Here is an 18,893-nt window from a genome sequence, read left to right on the forward strand (position 1 = left end):
CCGGCTCAGCGCGCGGCGTCTTCCAGGATCCAGCCCGCCGCCTTCTCGGCCATCATCAAGGTCGGGCTGTTGGTGTTGCCGCTGGTGATGGTGGGCATCGCGCCCGCATCGACCACGCGCAGGCCCTGCACGCCGCGCACGCGCAGGCGCGCATCGAGCACGGCCATCGGGTCGCCGTCGGCGCCCATCTTCGTGGTGCCCACGGGGTGGAAGATGGTGGTGGCGATGTCGCCGGCCAGCCGCGCCAGGTCTTCGTCGGTCTGGTACTGCACGCCGGGCTTCCACTCCTGCGGCTTGTACTTGGCCAGCGCGGGCTGCTGGGCAATGCGGCGCGTCACGCGCAGCGACTCGGCCGCCACCTGGCGGTCTTCGTCGGTGCTCAGGTAGTTGGGCGCAATGGCCGGCGCGTCCTCGAAGCGCTTGCTCTTGATGCGCACCGAGCCCCGGCTCGTCGGATTGAGGTTGCACACGCTCGCGGTGAAGGCCGGAAAGCTGTGCAGCGGATCGCCGAAGGCGTCCAGCGACAGCGGCTGCACGTGGTACTGCAGGTTGGGCCATTCGCGCTCGGGCGAACTGCGCGTGAAGGCGCCGAGCTGCGACGGCGCCATGCTCATGGGGCCGCTGCGTTTCATCAGGTATTCGAGCCCGATCTTGGCCTTGCCGACCATCGAGGAAGCCATCACGTTGAGCGTGGGCGCACCGTCGATCTTGTAGACCGCGCGAATCTGCAGGTGGTCCTGCAGGTTGGCGCCGACGCCGGGCGCGTCGAGCACCACGTCGATGCCGTGCTGGCGCAGCAGGTCGGCCGGGCCGATGCCCGAGAGCTGCAGGATCTGCGGCGAGCCGATGGCGCCCGCGCTCAGCACCACCTCGCGCTCGGCGTACGCAGTGGTCATCTCGGTGCCGTTCCACACCTCGGCGCCGGAGCAGCGGCGCGTGCCGTCGGGCTGCGTTTCGAACAGCAGGCGCGAGACCTGCGCGCCGGTCCACAGCTCGAAGTTGGGCCGGCCGTAGCAGGTGGGGCGCAGGAAGGCCTTGGCGGTGTTCCAGCGCCAGCCGTTCTTCTGGTTGACCTGGAAGTAGCCCACGCCTTCGTTGCTGCCGCGGTTGAAGTCGGTGGAGTGCGGCACGCCGGCCTGCTCGGCGGCGGCCGCGAAGGCGTCGAGGATGTCCCAGCGCAGGCGCTGCTTTTCCACGCGCCATTCGCCGCCCGCGCCGTGCATCTCGTCGGCGCCCAGGTAGTGGTCTTCGTGCTTCTTGAAGGCCGGCAGCACGTTCTGCCAGCGCCAGCCGTCGTCGCCGGTGAGGTCGGCCCAGTGCTCGTAGTCGCGCGACTGGCCGCGCATGTAGATCATGCCGTTGATGCTGGAGCTGCCGCCCAGCGTCTTGCCGCGCGGGTAGCGCAGCACGCGGCCGTTGAGGCCGGCGTCGGGCTCGGTGCTGTAGAGCCAGTCGGTGCGCGGGTTGCCGATGCAGTAAAGGTAGCCCACCGGAATGTGGATCCAGTGGTAGTCGTCCTTGCGGCCGGCCTCGATGAGCAGCACGCGCTTGCGCTTGTCGGCGCTCAGCCGGTTGGCCATGAGCGAGCCCGCGGTGCCCGCGCCGATGATGATGTAGTCGAAGGTGTGGTCGTTGTCTCGCATTTTTTTCTCAGGGTTTGACGGTCATGGTCTGGGCTGTGCCCTCGCCGAAAACTTCGGGTGCGTACATGGCCTCGGCGCGCACCGGCGGCAGCTTGAACTCGCCCGCGTTGTTCAGGCGTACGGTGTACTCCACGCGCCAGTTGCCGCGCGGCACGTAGCGGAAATAGGCCCGGTAGCTGTCCGTCGCGCGCTCGATGTGGCTGGGCCAGGTCCAGCCGGCGTCGCTCTCGCCGCGCTGCGCGAGATTGCTTTCGCGGCCCAGGCCTCGGCCGAGCTGGCTGGCGCCCGAAGGCACGGCGTCGCGCACCACCACCCAGGTCTGCTCGGCGGTCGATTCGAGGTCGAGCCGCACGCGGTAGACGTCGCCGACCGACCACTGGCCCTTGCGCTTGCGCTCCACCGGCGTGACCGTGCGGCGCACCACGAGGCCGTTGGCCACGGGCTGCGCGTTACGTACCGAGGCCAGCGTGCTGACGGTGGCCCAGGGCTTGCCGTTGCCTTCGTGGCGCAGTTGCAGCGTGCCCTGCGCACCTTGCGCGGGCCAGGGCAGCAGCACGCCCGGGGCCTTGGCATCGGCCCATGCGGCGTCGCGCGTGGTGCGCCCCAGCGTGGCATGCGTCACGCCGTCGACCGGGCCGGCCTCGAACTGCTGCTGGAAGCGGCGCAGCGCGACCGTGCTCCAGGCGTTGCCCGTGGTGGTGCTCCAGCGGCCCGCGTCCTGGCGGCCGACCAGCCCCTGCGTGATGAGCGGCGCATCGGCCTTCCACGCCGCATCGGTCTGCGCCCACTGCTGCGCGAGCAGCGCCATGCGCGCGGCGGTGCTGTCGCCGCTCCACATGAACCACCACCAGTGCTGCGCCGACTCGTCGCGCCAGCGCAGGCGCGTGCCCTGCACGTCGAAGCGGCTGCGCAGCTGCGCGCCGGCCGCCGTCAACGCGGCGTCGCGTTCGGCGTCCGAAGGCAGCGCCATCAGCGTGCGCGACCAGTCGACCAGCGACTGGGCCGACAGTGCATCGAGCGCCTTGGGGCGCAGCACGAGCTTCGCGCGGCCGTGCTCCACCAGCGTGGCCTGCGCGGCGAGCTGCTGCGGCTCCAGATGGTTGCGCGGTGCCCAGTCCTGCGCAGCCAGGCGTCCTTGCAGCAAGGCCTCGAGCGCATCGAGCATGCGGCTGCGCTGCGCCTCGGGCACCGGCCAGCCCTTGGCGTGGGCCAGGTCGAGCAGTTGCACCGTGAGCATCTCGCTGCCGGCCAGCGTGGCTTCGGGAAAGAAGCGCGCCAGGCCCTTGTCGTCGATGTATTTCGGCAACCCGGCCATGAGCCGGTCCCAGCCCGCGCGGTCGTCGAGCGAGACGAAGCGCGAGCTCTGCTGCTCCAGGCACATGTACGGGTACTGGGCCATCCAGCGCATCGACTCGGCCAGCGCCGCGTCGACCAGGCTGGACTGCAGCGCGACGCGCACGCCGCCGGTGAGCGGCACGGCATCGCGCGGCTGCGCGACGGGCACGGCGCCGGCGTCGGCCACCGAGAGCAGCGTCGACTGGCGCACGGTGACGGGCAAGGCGGGCACCACGCGCTGGGCGACTTCCAATGCGTCGCGTTCTTCGCCCCCTTGCGCGCTGATGCGCCAACGCAGCGTGCCGGCGCCGGCGGGCACGGCCACGGGCCACAGCACCTCCTGCGTCTGGCCGGCGGCGAGCTGCACGCGGCGTTCGATCTTCAGGCCGCGTGCGGCCAGCGCATCGGCGGGCACCACGTCGCGTGCGCCGGGCCAGTCGCCGTTCGGCTCGACGCTGGCCTCGGCCCTGAGCAGCACGGCCAGTGGCGACGTGCCGGTGTTGCGCAGGCTGAGCTTCTGCACGATGGCATCGTCCGCGCGCAGCAGCTCGGGCAGGCCGCTGAAGATCTGCAGCGGCTGCGTGCTCGTGATCGTGGTTTCGCCCTGGCCGAATTGCGCCTCGCCCGCGCTGGCGATGGCGACGATGCGGAACTGCGTGAGCGCATCGTTGAGCGGCACGGTGACGCGGGCGATGCCCTGGGCGTCGGTGCGCAGGTCGGTGCGCCAGGCGATCAGCGAGGAAAGGTCGCTGCGCGGCGGCGGCGACTGAGCGCCGCCTGCCTCGCCTGGCCTCCTCCCCATCGCCATGGCCGCCACCGCCGGCGCAGGCATCGGCACGCCGCCTGGCGCGCCGCGGTCGGCCTCGTCACTGGGCCGGTAGTGCGGTTGAGGGCCGGTCTCGAAACGACGCAGCAGGCGGGCGTCGAGTGCCGTGGCGGTCACCGCGTTGCCGCGCGCCGCGAACATCGCATGGGCCAGCCCCCAGGTGTCGTTGGGCTTGAGCGCCAGCAGGGCCTGGTCGACCGCGACCAGCGTGACACGTGCATCGCCGACGGGCTGGCCGGCGGCGTCGCGCACCGCGACCTCCATCGGCACCTGCGTGCGCGGCCGCGCGCTGGTTCCGGCGGGCCGCACGCCGACGGACAGGGTCCATGCGTCGGGGCGTACCGGCACGTCAGCGCGCTGGGTGCTGGCCAGCGGTTCGGCCTTGTCTGCACCCTGCAGCGGATACACGTAGCGCGCGGTCAGGTACACGTTGGGTGCGTGCTGCGGCACGAGCGGTACTTCGATGCGCTGCGCCATGGCGCCGAGCGCATGCACGCTGGCGGACATGACGCCCTCGCGCTCGGTGGTGAGCAGCAGGTGGGCGGGCAGGCGCTCCGGCCGCGCGACGACGACGACCTTGTCGCCGGGCCCGAAGGACGGGCCGTTTTCCAGCTGCAGCGCGGAGCGGGCCGCGGCCTCCTGCCAGCCCAGGTGCCAGCGCTGCTGCAGCATGGCCGTGCGCACCACGGCGCGGCTGTGCTTCAGGCTGGCGGCGCTGGCATCGAACAGCCACTGCTCGGGGATCTGCCCCTGGCCCGGCACGGCGGCGGGCAGTTGCCATTCGCACGACCACTGACCCTGCGCGTCGGTGCGGGTGCTGCACACCTCAGTCTCGGGGCCGAGGTCGGTGAAGCGGGCGCGGTTGTTGTTCCAGTCCTGCTTCACCGGCTTGACGCGCACCTTCACGGGCTCGTCGGCCACGGGCTGGTCGTTGGCGTCGAGCGCGATGCCTTCGATGGCCTGCGGGCGGTCGCGGTCCTTCGCGCGCACGCGCAGGCCGAGCTTCATGCGGTCGGGCCACAGCATGGTGCTGGTGCCGGCGGTCTGCGTCTCGCCGTTCGGGTCCTGGAACCCGAGCTCGGTCTGCAACAGCATGGGTCGCTCCAGCGGCGGCGCCTTGAGCCGCACCTGCGTCTTGCCGGCGGCGTCGAGCTTCGCGTCCTTCGGCGCCATGGGCGGCGGCATGGCCAGGCCGGTGTCGAGGGCCTCCTCGTAGAACGCGTAGCCGGCACGCGGCGCCTGCACGTCGCGCGTCCAGCCCTGCTGCACGCTCACCGGCAGGCCGGCCGCGGCACCACCGGCGAAGTAGCTCAGCCGCGCGTCGACCACGGCCAGTTGCGCGTCGCGCTCCCACAGCGCCCTGGCGCGCAGTTCGCTGTCGAACACGGGCGTGCGGAACTCCTCGACCTGGAACCGCGCGCTGGCGAGCTGCCGGCCGCCCTGCGATACCTGCACGGTGTAGACGCCGAGCTTGGCGCCGAGCGGAATCGTCCACTGGTGGGAGGCGCTGCCGTCGGCGCCGAGCGGCACGCTGGCCGCATGCACCTTGTCGCTCCAGCCGGAGCGGATTTCCACGTCCAGCGTGCCCGCCGGCGGCAGCGCGAAGCCGCGGCTTTCGAGCACCCGCACCACGTGCTGCAGGCTGACGGTTTCGCCGGCCTTGAACAGGGTGCGGTCGAGCACGGTGTGGGCGCGCAGGTTCTGCGCGGCGCGACCCGCGTTGTAACCGCTCCAGCCCGCCGAAGCCTGCAGCAGCGCCATGTCGTTGCCGGCGCGCACGACCACCCAGGCGCTGCCGCCGTAGCCGTAGCGCCGCGCCATGGGGTTCGCGCCGCTGGCGCTGCATGCCAGCTTGCCGCGCAGGGCTTCGTCCGGCCGGGCCAGGCCTTGCGCGTCGGTCTTGCCGCGCCAGAGCAGTTCGCGGTTGCACGAATACACGGCCACGTCGGCGCCGGCCACCGGCCGAGCGCTGTCGAACGCGGTGACCCAGATCACCGAGGCGCCACTGTCGCTGAAGCTCGCGCCGGGGTTGAGGTTGGTGGCCTGCACCACCGCATAGCGCTGGCGCGGCGTGGCGTCGCGGGTTTCGTTGGGGCCGAGCGGGCGGGTGTCGATGTACTGCGTGAAAGCCGCGCTGTCGGCGCGCACCACATGCAGGCCGGGCGCGGAAAGCGGCACGCCGACGAACTCCATGCCCTCGCCCTGCGTTGCCAACGTCGACGTGCGCGACGTTCCCGCCTTGGCGTTCAACAGCTCGGCGGGCCACTGGCCCGACTGCTGCGCCTGCAGCAACTCGATGGCGTAGGCCTCGATGCCCTCGCCCATCTCGCCGCCGAGGCGCCATTGCCGCAGCGGCACCGACTTCTCGACGCGGCGCACCGCGAAGGCCGCCACCGCGTCGGACTGGCCCGCCTGCCACGGCATCACGGCCAACGGGTTGGCCGCGCCGAGGTAGGGCGGAAGGCGCGCGAATTCGACGGTCTTCGGGAACTCGGCGGCGTTGACGAGCGGCCGGGCGAACACGTCCCGAAGTTCGTCGGGCAGGCGCACGGTGTAGCGCGTGCCTTCACCGAAGCTGCCGTTCGGCGGCGACATCCTAAGTTCGCGGATGTTCTCGCGGCGCCGAGGTTCGACGGGATCGAACGACAACGCCGTGCCAGCCGCGTCGACGACACGCAGCGCGCCCGCAACCGCAGGGTCGATGTAGCCCGAAAAACGCAGGAAGAGCGCCCGGCGCGGGTCGCATGCCTTCTGGCCCTGCGGGTAGTCGAGCACCGTGCACGAGAGTTCGGCCTTGAACGCCGGACGGACGGTGTAGTTGAAGCGCCTTGCCGCCGCGTTGCCCGCGCCTGCCTGGCTCAGGCTCAGTTGCGCGCCCTCCGGCACAGGCTGCGCGCAGCGCAAGGCGAGCGCGTACGGCCCTGGAGATGCGGAGTTCACGGCAGCGGCCAGGGCCGCACCGGTCACCGGCACCGCTGGCTGGCTCAGCACCTTGTCGCCCACACGTTGCTCGCAGGTGAAACCGGCCGCCAGCACCCGAGGGTCGTCGGTCGGCTGCGGGGCGTGGTGGCGAAGCAGGAAGACCTGGTCGGGTGCAACTTCCCCGCCCTCGGCCGGATAGGAGTCGAAGAAACCGTAGGGGCCGGCGACGAAGCCCGGGGCAGGCGGCGTGACCACCGCCTCGCCCGCCAAAGTCTTGAGCCCTGGCTTGAACACGACATTGCAGCGCGTGCCGCCGCGCACGTCCGCCGCGAACTCGAAGGCCCAGACGCGCGGGCCGATCCAGCGTGCGCGGCCTTCGGGTGTCTGCGCAGAACATTGAACGGTGGCAGGCTCGGCGCCGTCGCTCTGCCCCAGCGGCACCATGTCGGCATCGAAGCGCACCGACACCTGCCGCACATCGCGTGCCTCGCCCTGGGGGCTGACGCCGAGGACACCCGCCGCATGAAGCGACGGCGCCGCCGCGAACACCACGGCCAATGCCAGCAGGCGCAGCCATGCGCTGCCCGCTGGCAGGGGAATGATCCTCTTGGGGTGGTTCTCGGCCATGTGTCTCCTCGCTCCTCTCTGGGTGTTCTGGAATCGGACGTGAAAGGCGTCCAGCTTTCTAACTGTTCATTGCGAACTCTACGAAAGAAAAAATTCAGAACCGGAGGAGGGAGGAAACCCGGCCCCGGAAAGCTCCGGGCCGGGGCTGCGCGTGCGCGTTACTTGGCCGTGGGCATCACGAACTCGGCGCCCTTGCCGATGCTTTCCGGCCAGCGCTGCATGACCGACTTCTGCTTGGTGTAGAAGCGCACGCCCTCTTCGCCGTAGGCATGCATGTCGCCGAACAGCGAGCGCTTCCAGCCGCCGAAGCCGTGCCAGGCCATGGGCACGGGAATGGGCACGTTGATGCCGACCATGCCCACCTGGATGCGGCGGCTGAATTCGCGCGCCACGTTGCCGTCGCGGGTGAAGCAGCTCACGCCGTTGCCGAATTCGTGCGCGTTGACGAGGTCGACCGCGTCCTTGAAGTTGGCCACGCGCACGCAGCTGAGCACCGGGCCGAAGATCTCTTCCTTGTAGATGCGCATCTCGGGCGTGACGTGGTCGAACAGCGTGCCGCCCATCCAGAAGCCGTCGCCGCAGCCGTCGCCGGCCTTGCTGCCGTCGAAGCCGCGGCCGTCGACCAGCAGCTTGGCGCCTTCCTTCTCGCCCAGGTCGATGTAGCCGGTGATGCGCTCGTGCGCGGCACGCGTGACGATCGGGCCCATCTCGGCGGCGAGGTTGGTGCCGTTGAGCACCTGCAGGGTCTTGGTGCGCTCGATGAGCTTGGGAATGATCTTGTCGGCCACGTCGCCCACCAGCACCGCCACGCTGATGGCCATGCAGCGTTCGCCGGCCGAGCCGTAGCCCGCGCCAATGAGCGCATCCACCGTCTGGTCGATGTCGGCATCGGGCATGACCACCATGTGGTTCTTGGCGCCGCCCAGCGCTTGCACGCGCTTGCCGTGGTGCGCGCCGGTTTCGTAGATGTAGTTGGCGATGGGCGTGGAGCCCACGAAGCTGATGGCCTTGACGTCGGGGTGCTCGAGCAGCGCGTCGACGGCGACCTTGTCGCCCTGCACCACGTTGAACACGCCGTCGGGCAGGCCGGCTTCCTTGAGCAGCTCGGCCATGCGCAGCGAGGCGCTCGGGTCGGTCGGGCTGGGCTTGAGCACGAAGGTGTTGCCCGCGGCGATGGCCACCGGGAACATCCACATCGGCACCATCACCGGGAAGTTGAAGGGCGTGATGCCCGCGACCACGCCCAGGGGCTGGCGCAGGGTCCAGTTGTCGATGCCGGTGCTCACCTGGTCGGTGAAGTCGCCCTTGAGCAGCTGCGGAATGCCGCAGGCGAACTCGACGATGTCGATGCCGCGGCTGACTTCGCCCTGCGCGTCGGTGAAGACCTTGCCGTGCTCGGCGGTGATGAGGTGGGCCAGCTCGTCCTTGTGCTCGTTGAGCAGCTGCAGGAACTTGAACATGACGCGCGCGCGGCGAATGGGCGGGGTGTCGGCCCAGGCCGGGAAGGCGGCCTGCGCGGCGGCCACGGCCGCCGCGACCTGGGCCGTGTCGGCCAGGCCGACCTTGCCGGTGACGGCGCCGGTGGCGGGGTTGGTCACGTCCTGCGTGCGGTCGGAGGTGTTGGCGGCGGGCTTGCCGGCGATGTAGTGGTCGAGGGAGGTGGTCATGGAGAAGGCTTTGCTGTCGGGAGGATGCAGGCAGTTTAGGCAGCGCCGTGTTCCGCGCCTAGCCATGAGGCTTGAACTTATTGTTCACTCTGCTGAACAATGCATCCATGAAACCCCAAAATATCGAGGCGCTCTGGACGCACCTGCATTGGCTCACGGTGCTGGCGCAACAGGGCAGCTTCACGGCCGCGGCGCTGCGCCTGGGCGTGAGCAAGGCGGCCATGAGCCAGCGCATCGCCGAGCTGGAGCGCGCGGCCGGCGCCCCCCTGGTGCAGCGCACCACGCGCAGCGTGCGGCTCACGGAGGCGGGCCAGCGGCTGGTGGAGGACATGCGCGGGCCCTTCGAGCAGATTGCGCACAGCTTCGCGGGCGTGCGCGACCTGGCCGGCGTGCCGCGCGGGCTGGTGCGCGTGACGGCGCCGGTGGCCTTTGCGCGCCAGCAGCTGGTGCCGCGGCTGGCCGAGTTCCTGCGCGCGCAGCCGGAGGTGCGCATCGAGCTGGACCTGTCGGACCGGCTCAGTTCGCTGGCGATGGAAGGCTTCGACCTGGCCATTCGCCACACGGCCGCGCCGCCCGACACGCACGTGGCCTGGACGCTGTGCGAAACCCGCTCGCTGCTGGTGGCCAGCCGCGCCTACCTGCGCCGCCGCGGCACGCCGCGCGAACCGCAGGCGCTGGCCGGCCACGACTGCCTGCACTACCCGCGCGCGCAGGACACGCCGACCTGGCATTTCGAGGCCCGAAAGCAGCCCAAGGGCAAGGCCGCGGCGCCGCGCATCACGGTGCCGGTCTCGGGGCCGCTGGTCGCGAACAACAGCGAAGCCTTGCGCGACGCGGCACTGACCGGGCTGGGCATTGCGCTGGTGCCGGACTTCAGCGCGCAGTCGGCGCTGCAGGCGGGCAAGCTGGTGGAGGTGCTGCCGCAGTGGCGTTCGGTGGGCGCCTTCGGCGAGCGGCTGTATGCGATACGGCCTTACGCCACGCATGTGCCGCAGGCGGTGACGGCGTTCGTGGGCTGGCTGCGGGCTGCGTTGGCGCAAGGGTTTTCGGCGTGAGCGCGCCCTGAACGGCGTAACCGAACCTGAAGAAAACCTGAACAAACGGCGTCGTGCCCTACGCAAACGAAGGGTCTGTGACATACGGCACACGGATGCACGCGGTTACGATGCGCCCTTCCCCTGCTTTTTGTCTACTTTCCCTCTCATTCGCCCTATGTCCCCTGCCACTTCGCCTGCCGACGCTTCAGCCGCCGACAGCGCGTGGCCCCGCGTAGCGCAGCAGGCGCAGGAGGGGCGTCAGTGGACGGTGGCCAGCGGCCGCTGGACCGCGCTGGGCATGTCGTCCAAGCCGGCCTGGCTGGGCCTGTCCAAGAGCCTGGAGGCCGCCCCGCCCGCCGACGACCGCGCCTGGGACCTGCGCCCCGTCCAGCAGCTCGACCACATCGGCGCGCAACTGCTGTGGGACCACTGGCGCCACGAATGGCCCGCCACGCTCGAGATGGCGCCGCAGCACAAGGCGGTACTCGACCAGGTGGCGCGCTACACCGTCGCCACGCCCGAGGAGCCCCCGCCCACGCTGACCGACCGCATCCGTGCGTTCGCGCACAACGGGCCGCGCGCCATGGTCGTGATGCGCGACTTCACCGGGCTGATCGGCCAGCTCGCGATCGACGTGGGGCGCCTGATTCGCGCGCCGCACCGCGGGCCGTGGCGCGACTTCTCGGGACACCTGTACCAGTTCGGCGCCACGGCGCTGCACATCACGGCGCTGGTGGGGCTGCTGATCGGCGTGGTGCTGGCGTACCTCATTTCTCAGCAGCTGCGCCAGTACGGCGCCGAGAGCTTCGTGGTCAACATCCTCGGGCTGTCGCTGGTGCGCGAGCTCGGGCCGGTGCTGGCGGCGGTGCTCATCGCAGGCCGCTCGGGCTCGGCCATCACGGCGCAGATCGGCGTGATGCGCGTCACGGAAGAACTCGACGCGATGCGCGTCATGGGCATTGCGCACGGCTTCCGGCTGGTGATGCCGCGGGTGCTGGCGCTGGCCATCGCGATGCCGCTGATCAGCCTGTGGACCTCGATGGCGGCGCTGGCCGGCGGCATGCTGGCGGCCGACGCGGCGCTCGACATTTCGCCGGCGTACTTCCTGTCGGCGCTGCCGCGCGCGGTGCCCATTTCGAACCTGTGGCTGGCCATGGCCAAGTCGGCGGTGTTCGGCGTGCTGATTGCGCTGATCGGCTGCTACTTCGGCATGAAGGTCAAGCCCAACACCGAGAGCCTGGGGCGCGGCACCACCTCGTCGGTGGTGACTTCCATCACCGCGGTGATCCTGGTGGACGCGCTGTTCGCCGTGCTCTTCAAGGGCATCGGGTTCCGGGGATGACGCGATGAGCATGCCCGTGCGCCCCGACACCGACACCACCGTGGTGGACATCCGCAACCTGTGGACGGTGTTCGAGAACACCGACGGCGACCAGGTGGTGCACCGCGACCTGCAACTGCACATCGACCGCGGCGAGGTGCTCTCCCTGGTCGGCGGCTCGGGCACCGGCAAGACGGTGCTGCTGCGCCAGATCCTGGGGCTGGAGAAGCCCACGCGCGGCACGGTCGAGGTGCTGGGGCAGGAGCCCGGCGAGCTCAGCGCCTCGGGCGCGGCCAACGTGGGCATGCTGTTCCAGCACGGCGCGCTGTTCTCGGCCTTCAGCGTGCTGGAGAACATCGCGTTTCCGCTGCGCGAGCTGAAGCTGCTGCCCGACGAGCTGATCCGCCACGCGGCGCTGGTGAAGCTGCAGATGGTGGGACTGGAGCCGCAGCACGCCAACAAGAGCCCGTCGGACCTGTCGGGCGGCATGATCAAGCGCGTGGCGCTGGCGCGCGCCCTCATCATGGACCCGCCGCTGCTGCTGCTGGACGAGCCCACGGCCGGCCTGGACCCCGAGGCGTCGGACAGCTTCTGCAACCTGCTGCGCGGCCTGCACCGCGAGCTGGGCCTCACGGTGGTGATGGTCACGCACGACCTGGACACGCTGTTCGACCTGAGCACCCGCATCGCGGTGCTGGCCGACCAGAAGGTGATCGTCACCGGCGCGGCGCGCGACGTCATTGCGTACCCGCATCCCTTCATCCACGAATACTTTCTCGGCGGGCGCGGCCAGCGTGCCCTGGAAGCCCTGCATGACAAACCCGCCGAAGCATCCCCATCGCAGCCCGCCGCGCAGGCGGGCCGCTGAAAGGTAGGTAGCCCCCATGGAAAACAAGGCCCATGCCCTCGCCGCCGGCGCCTTCGTGCTCGGCCTCATTGCCGCGCTCGTCGCGCTGGTGATCTGGTTCACGCGCGACAACACCGTGCGCAACATCTACGAACTGTCCACGCGCGAGGCCGTCAGCGGCCTGCAGCCGCAGGCCATGGTGCGCTACCGCGGCATCGCGGTGGGCAAGGTGACGTCGATCGACTTCGACCCCAAGGTGAAGGGCAATGTGCGCGTGCGCATCACGGTCGACGAGCGCGTGCCGCTCACCACCTCGAGCTATGCCACGCTGAGCTACCAGGGCGTGACCGGCCTGGCCTTCATCGCGCTGGACGACAAGGTCGGCTCCAACGTGGTGCTCAAGCCCAACGACGACGACCCGCCGCGCATTCCGCTCAAGCCCTCGATGCTGGCGCAGCTGCAGGACCGCGGCGAAGCCATCATCAACCAGGTCGAAGAGGTGACCCAGCGCGCCAACAAGCTGCTGAGCGACCCCAACCAGAAGCGCGCGGCCGATGCGCTGGAGAACATCGCCGCTGCCTCGGCGAGCGCCAACACGCTGCTCAAGACGCTGGACAACACGGTCAAGACCGGCCTGAACCCGGCCCTGGTCAAGCTGCCCGACACCATGGCCTCGGTGAAGAAGGCGGCCGGCGACGTCTCGCGCGTGGCCAACAACTTCAACACCACCGTCGGCCGGCTGAACGCACCCGACGGTCCGGTCGAACGCCTGAGCGACGGCACCAAGGCGCTGGCGCAGGCGGTCGATTCGTTCAACGCGGCCACGCTGCCGCGCGTGAACCGCGTGGCCGACGACACCTCGCACGCCGTGCGCCGGCTGGGTCGCGCGGCGGACAGCATCAACGACAACCCGCAATCGCTGCTGTTCGGCAACGGCGGTGCGGCCGCGGGCCCGGGCGAGCCGGGTTTCAGCGCGCCGGCCGCGACGCGTCCTTGATGACAGGTCGCGCGAACAGGCGCACAGGAGCACCGACCATGAACACCATCCGATCCCTGACCACCCCGCTGGCCCTCGGCCTCGTGCTGCTGGCCGCCGGCTGCGGTGCGCTGCCCGACAAGCCGGCGCGCGCCACGCTCTACGACTTCGGCCCCGGCATGACGGCCCCGGCCGCCGCGCCTGCAGTGGCCAGCCTGCCCACGCTGGCGCTGGCCGAGTTCGAGAGCAACTCCCGGCTCGACGGCACGCAGATCCTGTACCGCCTGGGCTACGCGGACGCCAACGAGCTGCGCCCCTACGGCCAGTCGCGCTGGAGCCAGCCGCCCGCGCAACTGCTGCGCCAGCGCCTGCGCGACGCGCTGGCCGCGCGCCGCATGGTGCTCGGCCCGGAAGAAAGCGCGACCATCGCGCGCGGCAAGGGCGAAGTGCCCGACACGCTGCGCATCTCGCTGGACGAGTTCAGCCACTACTTCGATTCGGCCAGCGCCAGCGTGGGCCTGGTGCGCCTGCGCGCCACGCTGATCCGCGGCACCGCCGGCGGCGACCGCGTGCTGGGCCAGCGCACCTTCACCGTGCGCAGCCCCGCGCCCAGCGCCGACGCGCCCGGCGGCGTGAAGGCGCTGATCGCGGCCAGCGACAAGGCTTCGGCCGAGCTGGTGCAGTGGGTGGGCGAGCTGCAGCAGCAGACGCCACGGCAGTAAGCTGGCGGCCCCTACCCCGCACGAAGGACCGCTCCCATGAACGCGACACGCATCGTCGGCATCCTGTTGATCGTGGCCGGCATCGCGGCCATCGGCCTGGGCAGCTTCAGCTTCACCAAGGAAACCCACCAGGCCAAGCTGGGCCCGCTGGAGTTCTCGGTGAAGGAGCAGCAGACCGTCAACATCCCCGCCTGGGCCGGCGTGGCCGCGATCGTGGTGGGCGGGGCGCTGCTCCTGCTGGGCGGCAGGAAGGGCTGAGCCTTCAGCCCAGGCCGGCCAGCAGCTGCGGCAACAACGCTTCGGCCGGGCCGCGCAGCACCACCGTGGCCGCCTCGTCCAGGTGCGGCAACGGCTCCAGGTTGAGCGTGACCAGCCGCGCACCGTGCGCCAGCGCGGTCTGCGGCAGCTCGGCGGCCGGGTAGACGATGGTCGTGCTGCCGACCACCATGAACAGATCGCACTCCTGCGCCGCCACCTGGGCGTCGAGCAGCACGCCCGCATTCAGCATCTCGCCGAACATCACCACGTCGGGCCGCGCGTGGGAGCCGCAACGCAGGCAGCGGTGGAAGGGCCACGGCCCGCTGCGATTGCCGCAGTGGTCGCAGCGCCAGCGGCGCAGCGAGCCGTGCAGTTCGAGCACGTCCTGCCCGCCCGCCAGCGTGAGCAGGCCGTCGACGTTCTGCGTGACCAGCCGCGTGGCCGGGCGCAGCCGCTGCAGTTGCGCCAGCGCGGCGTGGCCAGGGTTGGGCGGCGCCGACTCGATCAACGACAGGCGCTGTGCCCAGAACCTGGTGAAGCCCGACGGGTCGCGCGCCAGGTCTTCGGCATGGGAAAACTGCAGGGCGCTCTGGCTCTTCCACAGGCCGTCGGCATCGCGGTAGGTCGGAATGCCCGAGGCCCGGGACAGGCCGGCGCCGGAGAAGACGACGATGCGCCGGGCGTTGGCCAGCAGTTCGGCGGCGGCGTGGACAGAAGAAGAGATATCGGGTGCGGCAGGCGTCATCGCTCGGGTCTGGGGGAATTCGCTGCGGGCGGCGCGACGCTGGCGCCCAGGCGTTGCGACACGGTGTCCGCGCAGGCCTTGAGCGCGCGGGCAATCTCGCCGTCCCACGCGGTGTTGAAGATGCCGGCCGGGCCGATGGCGGTCACGGCCAGCACGATGGCGCCGGTGTGGTCGAACACGGGCGCGGCCATGGCGCTCACGCCCTCGATGACCTCGCCGTCGGAGCGGCTGATGCCGTGCTCGCGCACCTCTTGCAGCTGGCGCTCGAAGTCGCTCCACGAGGGCAAGGGCTGCACCGCCGGCATGCCGGCCGGCGGGGGCGGCTCGGCGCCCTTGCGCTGCTTCTGGCGCTGGCGCTCGTCGTCGAGCAGCTGGCGCACCACCACAGCGTCGAGGTAGGTGGCGAACACGCGGCCCGAGGCGGTGTGGGTCAGCGAGAACACCGTGCCGTGGCGCATGTTCACATGCACCGGAGAAGGCGACTCGGCCGTGCGCACGATGGTCGCGCCGCGCGCGCCCCACACGGCCAGCGCCACGGTGTGGCCGAGCTGCTGGGCCAGCTGGGCGATCAGCGGGGTGGCGATGTGCACCGGGTCGGCCTGCTGCAGGCTGATGAGCCCCAGTTGCAAGGCGAGCGGGCCAAGCAGATAGTGGCCGCTGGCGCGGTCCTGCTCGATCAGGCCCAGCCGCCCGAAGCTGACCATGTACGGATGCGCCTTGGCGGGCGTCATGTCGGCCTCGCGCGCCAGGTCTTTCAGCGCCATCGGCCGGCCGTGGTGCACCAGCGCGCGCAGCAGCTGTCCGCCGACTTCGATGCTCTGGATGCCGCGCTGGGCGCGGTCGGTGTCATTGGCTGCCATGGCCCGCCGATCGTTCGTTCATGAAGAAGGGATTAGACATTAACTGATCCGACGCTTACACTGACAAAATTAGTTCACAGCAAATTCGTTCGCCTTAAACGAATTTCAAGATCCACCCCACCGACGGAGACAACCCGATGAGCCAAGCCAAGAAGTTCGCCAGCCAGGCCGACATGGAAGAGAAGAAGATCACCTTCAGCCAGATCTCGGAGCACGCCTGGGCCTACACCGCCGAGGGCGACCCCAACACCGGCATCGTCATCGGCGACGACTGCGTGCTGGTGGCCGACACCCAGGCCACGCCCGCCATGGCCGCCGACGTGGTGCGCCGCATCCGCGAAGTGACCGACAAGCCCATCAAGTACGTGGTGCTCACGCACTACCACGCGGTGCGCGTGCTGGGCGCGGCCGGCTACTTCGAGAAGGGCGCCGGCCACATCCTGGCCAGCCAGGACACGCGCGACCTGATCGTGGAGCGTGGCGAGGAAGACAAGGCCAGCGAAATCGGCCGCTTCCCGCGCCTGTTCCAGAACGTCGAAACGGTGCCCCCGGGCCTGACCTGGCCCACCATGACGTTCACCGGCAAGATGACGCTGTGGCTGGGCAAGCTCGAAGTGCAGCTCATCCAGCTGGGCCGCGGCCATACCAAGGGCGACACCGTGGTGTGGCTGCCGCAGGAGCGCACGCTGCTGTCGGGCGACCTGGTCGAGTTCGGCGCCACGCCGTACGCCGGCGACGCCTACTTCAAGGACTGGCCGCAGACGCTGGACAACATCGCCGCGCTGAAGCCCGCCGCGCTGGTGCCGGGCCGCGGCGCCGCGCTCACCACCCCCGAAGCCGTGGCCGAGGGCCTGACGGGCACGCGCAACTTCATCTCCGACGTGTATGCCAGCGTGCAAGAGGGCGTGAAAGCCGGGCGCGACCTGAACGCGGTCTACAAGGACACCTACGAGAAGCTCAAGCCCAAGTACAGCCAGTGGGTGATCTTCGACCACTGCATGCCCTTCGACGTGAGCCGCGCGTACGACGAGGCCTCGGGCCATGCGGACCCGCGCGTGTGGACGGCGCAGCGCGACATCGACATGTGGAAGGCCCTCGAGGGCTGATCCTGCATGGCTCCCTCCCCCGCTGGGGGAGGGCTGGGGTGGGGGCAGGCAGAGCGCCGGTTTCGAGCGCCGTCGAGCCCCCATCCCGACCTTCCCCCAAAGGGGGAAGGAGCAAGACAAAGACATAAGACACGGAGACAAGTACGTGATCGACTATCAGAGCCTGCGCTTCGACTACAAACGCCACGCCGATCAGGACGCGGCGGCACCGGCGCACCACCCCGTCGTGATCGTCGGCGCCGGCCCTGTGGGCCTCACGCTGGCCATCGACCTCGCGCTGCGCCAGGTCCCGGTCGTGCTGCTGGACAACGACAACACGCTGTCCAGCGGCTCGCGCGCCATCTGCTTCGCCAAGCGCACGCTGGAGGTGTTCGACCGCCTCGGCTGCGGCGACCGCATGGTCGACAAGGGCGTGTCGTGGAACGTGGGCAAGGTGTTCTTCCACGACGAGCAGGTCTACCGCTTCGACCTGCTGCCCGAGCCCGGCCACGAGCGCCCGGCCTTCATCAACCTGCAGCAGTACTACGTCGAGGGCTATCTCGTCGAGCGCGCCGCGGCGCTGCCGCTGATCGACCTGCGCTGGAACCACAAGGTGACGGGCATCGAGCCACGCGACGACGGCGCCGTGCTCACGATCGAGACGCCCGACGGCAGCCACAGGCTGCAGGCCGGCTACGTGGCCGCCTGCGACGGCTCGCGCTCCAACCTGCGCCAGCTGCTGGGGCAGGAGGCCAAGGGCCGCACCTTTCGCGACCGCTTCCTGATCGCCGACATCGCCATGGACGCGCAGTTGCCGACCGAGCGCCGCTTCTGGTTCGACCCGTCGTTCCACCCCGGCCAGAGCGTGCTGCTGCACAAGCAGGCCGACGGCATGTGGCGCATCGACTTCCAGCTCGGCTGGGACGCCGACCCGGCGGAAGAGCGCAAGCCCGAGAACATCACGCCGCGCGTGCGCGCGCTGCTCGACAGCATCGGCTTTGCCGACGTGCAGTTCCAGATCGGCTGGGCCAGCGTCTACACCTTCGCCTGCCAGCGCATGGAGCGCTTTCGCCACGGCCGCGTGCTGTTCGCGGGCGACTCGGCGCACGGCGTGTCGCCGTTCGGCGCGCGCGGCGCGAACTCGGGCGTGCAGGACGCGGACAACCTCGCCTGGAAGCTCGCGGCGGTGGTGCAGGGCCAGGCGCCCGACGCCCTGCTCGACAGCTATGCGAGCGAGCGCGAATTCGCGGCTGACGAGAACATCCGCAACTCCACCCGCGCAACCGACTTCATCACGCCCAAGAGCGAGGTGAGCCGCCTGTTCCGCGACGCGGTGCTGGAGCTGACCAAGCGCCACGCCTTTGCGCGCACGCTGGTCAACAGCGGGCGGCTGTCGGTGGCCACGGTGCTGCGCGACTCGCCGCTGAACACGGCCGATGCCGACAGCTTCGCGGGTGCGATGGTGCCGGGCGCCGCAGCGGCCGACGCGCCCGTGGTGCGTGCCGACGGCGGCACCGGCTGGCTGCTGCGCGAGTGCCATGTCGAACGCTTCACCGCGCTCGTCTTCGGCCAGGGCGAAGCCGCCGAGCGCAGCCTGCAGGCGCTGAAGGCCGCCGACTTGCCGCTGCACATCGTGCGCGTGGAAGGCGACGGCACCGGCGCGGAACTCGCCACGCAGCGCTACGACGCGCAACCCGGTACCGTCTACCTGCTGCGGCCCGACCAGCACGTGTGCGCGCGCTGGCGTCAACCCACGGCAGCGGACATCCGCGCGGCGCTGGCCCGCGCACTGGCCAAGGCATGAACACGATGCAACTGATCACCACGCCCCACCTCGACGCGCCCGACGATTTCTACGAGGCGCTCATCGAGGCGCACCAGGGCCTTTCCACCGACGAGAGCCACGCTTTCAACGCGCGCCTCGTGCTGGTGCTGGCCAACCATGTCGGCTCGCTGGCCGTGCTGCGCGAGGCCTTCGACGCGGCGCGCGCCGGCTGAGCCCATCCGCAGATTCTTCAGATT

The 18,893-nt window shown here is 70.4% G+C and carries 14 protein-coding genes; 9 read left to right on the top strand and 5 right to left on the bottom strand.

The features are described 5' to 3' along the window. Nucleotides 1-5 precede the first annotated feature (5 nt). The 3 genes from ACSFBM_RS27310 to ACSFBM_RS27320 form a co-directional block, all read right to left on the bottom strand. A complete protein-coding gene (locus ACSFBM_RS27310) occupies nucleotides 6-1,643 on the bottom strand; it encodes a GMC family oxidoreductase (protein WP_435487208.1) in 1,638 nt (545 codons plus the stop codon). Nucleotides 1,644-1,650: 7 nt separating this feature from the next. Next, on the bottom strand, nucleotides 1,651-7,353 hold the full coding sequence (locus ACSFBM_RS27315; protein ID WP_435487209.1) for an alpha-2-macroglobulin family protein: 5,703 nt from the start codon (nucleotides 7,351-7,353) through the stop codon (nucleotides 1,651-1,653). A 158-nt stretch (nucleotides 7,354-7,511) separates the two neighbouring features. Beyond that, a complete protein-coding gene (locus tag ACSFBM_RS27320) occupies nucleotides 7,512-9,020 on the bottom strand; it encodes a CoA-acylating methylmalonate-semialdehyde dehydrogenase (protein ID WP_435487210.1) in 1,509 nt (502 codons plus the stop codon). 107 nt (nucleotides 9,021-9,127) lie between these two features. Between ACSFBM_RS27320 and ACSFBM_RS27325 the strand changes: the two genes are divergently transcribed. The 6 genes from ACSFBM_RS27325 to ACSFBM_RS27350 all read left to right on the top strand — a co-directional run bounded on the left by ACSFBM_RS27325 (nucleotide 9,128) and on the right by ACSFBM_RS27350 (nucleotide 14,181). Further along, complete coding sequence (locus ACSFBM_RS27325; protein ID WP_435487211.1) at nucleotides 9,128-10,075, top strand: LysR family transcriptional regulator; 948 nt, start codon at nucleotides 9,128-9,130, stop codon at nucleotides 10,073-10,075. Nucleotides 10,076-10,232: 157 nt separating this feature from the next. Beyond that, nucleotides 10,233-11,399, top strand: a complete 1,167-nt coding sequence (locus ACSFBM_RS27330; RefSeq protein ID WP_435487212.1) for an MlaE family ABC transporter permease — start codon at nucleotides 10,233-10,235, stop codon at nucleotides 11,397-11,399. A gap of 4 nt (nucleotides 11,400-11,403) precedes the next feature. After that, nucleotides 11,404-12,246, top strand: a complete 843-nt coding sequence (locus tag ACSFBM_RS27335; RefSeq protein WP_435487213.1) for an ABC transporter ATP-binding protein — start codon at nucleotides 11,404-11,406, stop codon at nucleotides 12,244-12,246. A 16-nt stretch (nucleotides 12,247-12,262) separates the two neighbouring features. Next, nucleotides 12,263-13,222: an MlaD family protein gene (locus ACSFBM_RS27340; RefSeq protein ID WP_435487214.1), complete on the top strand. Its 960-nt coding sequence runs from the start codon at nucleotides 12,263-12,265 to the stop codon at nucleotides 13,220-13,222. Between the two features lie 38 nt (nucleotides 13,223-13,260). Continuing rightward, entirely contained in the window at nucleotides 13,261-13,923 is a 663-nt protein-coding gene (locus ACSFBM_RS27345; RefSeq protein ID WP_435487215.1) for an ABC-type transport auxiliary lipoprotein family protein, read from the top strand. 36 nt (nucleotides 13,924-13,959) lie between these two features. Beyond that, nucleotides 13,960-14,181 (top strand): hypothetical protein, encoded by a 222-nt coding sequence (locus ACSFBM_RS27350; protein ID WP_435487216.1) that lies wholly within the window; start codon nucleotides 13,960-13,962, stop codon nucleotides 14,179-14,181. A 4-nt stretch (nucleotides 14,182-14,185) separates the two neighbouring features. On the opposite strand, the gene ACSFBM_RS27355 is transcribed toward ACSFBM_RS27350, so the two are convergent. Beyond that, on the bottom strand, nucleotides 14,186-14,926 hold the full coding sequence (locus ACSFBM_RS27355) for an SIR2 family NAD-dependent protein deacylase (RefSeq protein WP_435487217.1): 741 nt from the start codon (nucleotides 14,924-14,926) through the stop codon (nucleotides 14,186-14,188). Further along, on the bottom strand, nucleotides 14,923-15,786 hold the full coding sequence (locus tag ACSFBM_RS27360; RefSeq protein WP_435487218.1) for an IclR family transcriptional regulator: 864 nt from the start codon (nucleotides 15,784-15,786) through the stop codon (nucleotides 14,923-14,925). Before ACSFBM_RS27360 ends, ACSFBM_RS27355 begins: the two co-directional genes overlap by 4 nt. Before the next feature lie 137 nt (nucleotides 15,787-15,923). On the opposite strand from ACSFBM_RS27360, the gene ACSFBM_RS27365 reads away from it, so the two are divergent. The 3 genes from ACSFBM_RS27365 to ACSFBM_RS27375 all read left to right on the top strand — a co-directional run bounded on the left by ACSFBM_RS27365 (nucleotide 15,924) and on the right by ACSFBM_RS27375 (nucleotide 18,869). Beyond that, nucleotides 15,924-16,892, top strand: coding sequence for an MBL fold metallo-hydrolase (locus ACSFBM_RS27365; protein ID WP_435438827.1), 969 nt, complete (start codon nucleotides 15,924-15,926; stop codon nucleotides 16,890-16,892). 145 nt (nucleotides 16,893-17,037) lie between these two features. Further along, nucleotides 17,038-18,675, top strand: a complete 1,638-nt coding sequence (locus ACSFBM_RS27370; RefSeq protein ID WP_435487219.1) for an FAD-dependent oxidoreductase — start codon at nucleotides 17,038-17,040, stop codon at nucleotides 18,673-18,675. Between the two features lie 5 nt (nucleotides 18,676-18,680). Beyond that, nucleotides 18,681-18,869 carry a DUF2783 domain-containing protein gene (locus ACSFBM_RS27375; protein ID WP_435438825.1) on the top strand — a complete coding sequence of 63 codons (189 nt, stop codon included), beginning with the start codon at nucleotides 18,681-18,683 and terminating at the stop codon, nucleotides 18,867-18,869. Nucleotides 18,870-18,893: the final 24 nt, after the last annotated feature.

It is taken from the genome of Variovorax pasteuri (assembly GCF_051216435.1).
Classification (GTDB): Bacteria; Pseudomonadota; Gammaproteobacteria; order Burkholderiales; family Burkholderiaceae_C; genus Variovorax.